Source organism: Neoroseomonas rubea (assembly GCF_016106015.1).
GTDB classification, from domain to species: Bacteria; Pseudomonadota; Alphaproteobacteria; order Acetobacterales; family Acetobacteraceae; genus Neoroseomonas; species Neoroseomonas rubea.
Map to the genome: position 1 here is coordinate 1 of NZ_JACADQ010000519.1, position 1,888 is coordinate 1,888.

Annotated in this window: 2 protein-coding genes; both read left to right on the plus strand. The window is 72.6% G+C overall.

Translation table 11 applies throughout. The annotated features are described in order from the left end of the window. On the plus strand, window positions 1-480 hold a 480-nt coding region (locus HW577_RS24395; RefSeq protein WP_198378692.1), incomplete at its 5' end, for an AbrB family transcriptional regulator. Between the two features lie 517 nt (window positions 481-997). Then, window positions 998-1,888 (plus strand): HAMP domain-containing protein (locus tag HW577_RS24400; RefSeq protein ID WP_198378693.1); only part of this gene is annotated, 891 nt, incomplete at its 3' end.

The following is a 1,888-nucleotide window of genomic DNA, read 5'->3' on the forward strand; positions in this document are numbered from 1 at the left end:
TGGGTGATGGTGCGCGCGGGCGTGCGCGCGGGCTGGATGCTTGGGCCACTCGCCGTCAGCGGCGGGCTCGCCGCGGCCGGCATCGCGCCGTCCGGCGTGCCGGGATGGCTCTCGGCGGCGGCGCAGGTGGCGCTCGGCGCGAGCCTCGGCGCCGCCTTTGGGCGGGAGACGATCCGCCCGCTGCGCCGCTATTTGCCGCATGCGGTGGCGCAGGTGCTCCTGCTGATGGCCGCCTGCGGCGCGGCGGGCGTCGCGCTCGCCTGGCTGTTCGGCGAATCGGTGGGCGCGCTGCTGCTCGGCACGGCACCCGGCGGCGTCGCGGAGATGAGCCTGACGGGCAAGGTGCTGGGTTTTGACGTGGCGCTGATCGTCACGCTGCATGTGACGCGGATCTTCCTCGTCACCCTGCTGACGCCGCCCGCCTTCCGGCTGCTGCACCGACGGGGGGGAGGAGGCCCGCCCGCCGCTCCTCGCCCCTGACTCGTAGGCCCCCCTGGGCCTTTCCGGCAGGGCGAGCGTCGCCATCCCGTGCTGCCGCCGCTCCTGAACCCTGGGACCACAGCGCTCGGCGGCTGACGGCGGCGGCGGCGACGCTGCGGGCCGCTTCGCGCCTCGGGGCGCCGACATCGCGGAGCCCGCGCCGGATCATCCGGTGGCCACGCCGCCGGCGCGCCGGCATTCCGGCAGAACTGAGCCTTCGTCAGCAGCCTGCAATCAATTAATATTCTGATATCAGAACAATGATGCGCGCGCCAACACGACAAAAGGTGACATCTGCATTCCCTGGCATTCACCCTCGATTCAGTCACCCAGGCGAATGATCCGGTTCGGCGATGGCTTTCGTCCGGCCCGGTTCGGGTCGGCACGATGGCATCCCTGGTCGCCACCTGGCGGCCGGCAAGATTCAGCCCTGCGCGCCTTGGGTGGCGCGCTGGCTGGCGCATCGGCGGCCGTGCAAGGCGGTCCGCCGGACGAACATGTTGAGGAATACCGGACCATGCTGGACTTCGTTGCCCGTATCCGACTCGCGCCCAAGCTGCTTGGCGCAGTCTTCCTGGTGGCCGCCATCGCGGGCCTGATCGGCTGGAAGAGCATCGACGCCGCGACGCGACTGGACTACCTCGAGGACCGGCTCGGCCGGGCCAACGACCACAGCTTCGACGCGGGCCGCGCGACGGGCAACCTGCTCTCCTACACGCGCGCGGTCGAGTTCCTGCCCATGGAGCTGGCCGCCGCCGAACGCACGGCCATGGAGCGGACGGTGACTGAGGAGCATGACCGGCTCCAGCGGCGCCTGTCGACGATCGCCGAGCGTCGCGCCGCCGGCGACGAGGCCGACCTCGCCGCCATCCGCGCCGCGATCGGCCAGCACCGGGAGGTCGCGCAGCGCATCCAGTCCATGTCCCGCGACGGCCAGTTCGACGCCGCCGGGCGCTTGGCGCTCGATTCCGCCCGCGTGATCACCACGGCGCGCCAGCACCTGCGCGCCGTCGAGGACCGCGCGGCACGCATCGTCGACGAGACCCGGAGCGAGATGGACCAGGCCTTCGACCAGACGCGCCTCGTCGCCTACCTGCTGCTTGGCATCGGCCTGCCGATCGGCCTCGCGGGCTCGGTCCTGCTCGTCCTGCTTGGCGTGGTCCGCCCGCTCTCGCGTCTGACCGGCACGGTTGCCGAACTGGCCGAAGGGCGGCTCGACACCGAGGTCCCCGGCAAGGCGCGCGGCGACGAGATCGGCAACCTTGCCCAGGCGGTGGAGGTGCTGCGCCAGAACTCGCTGCGCGGTCGCGCCGCGGAAGCCGAGGCGCAGGCGGCGCGCGAGGCGGCGGCGGCCGAGCGCCGCGCCGCCGCCCTGACGCTGGCGGATGAGGTGGAGCGCTCGCTTGGC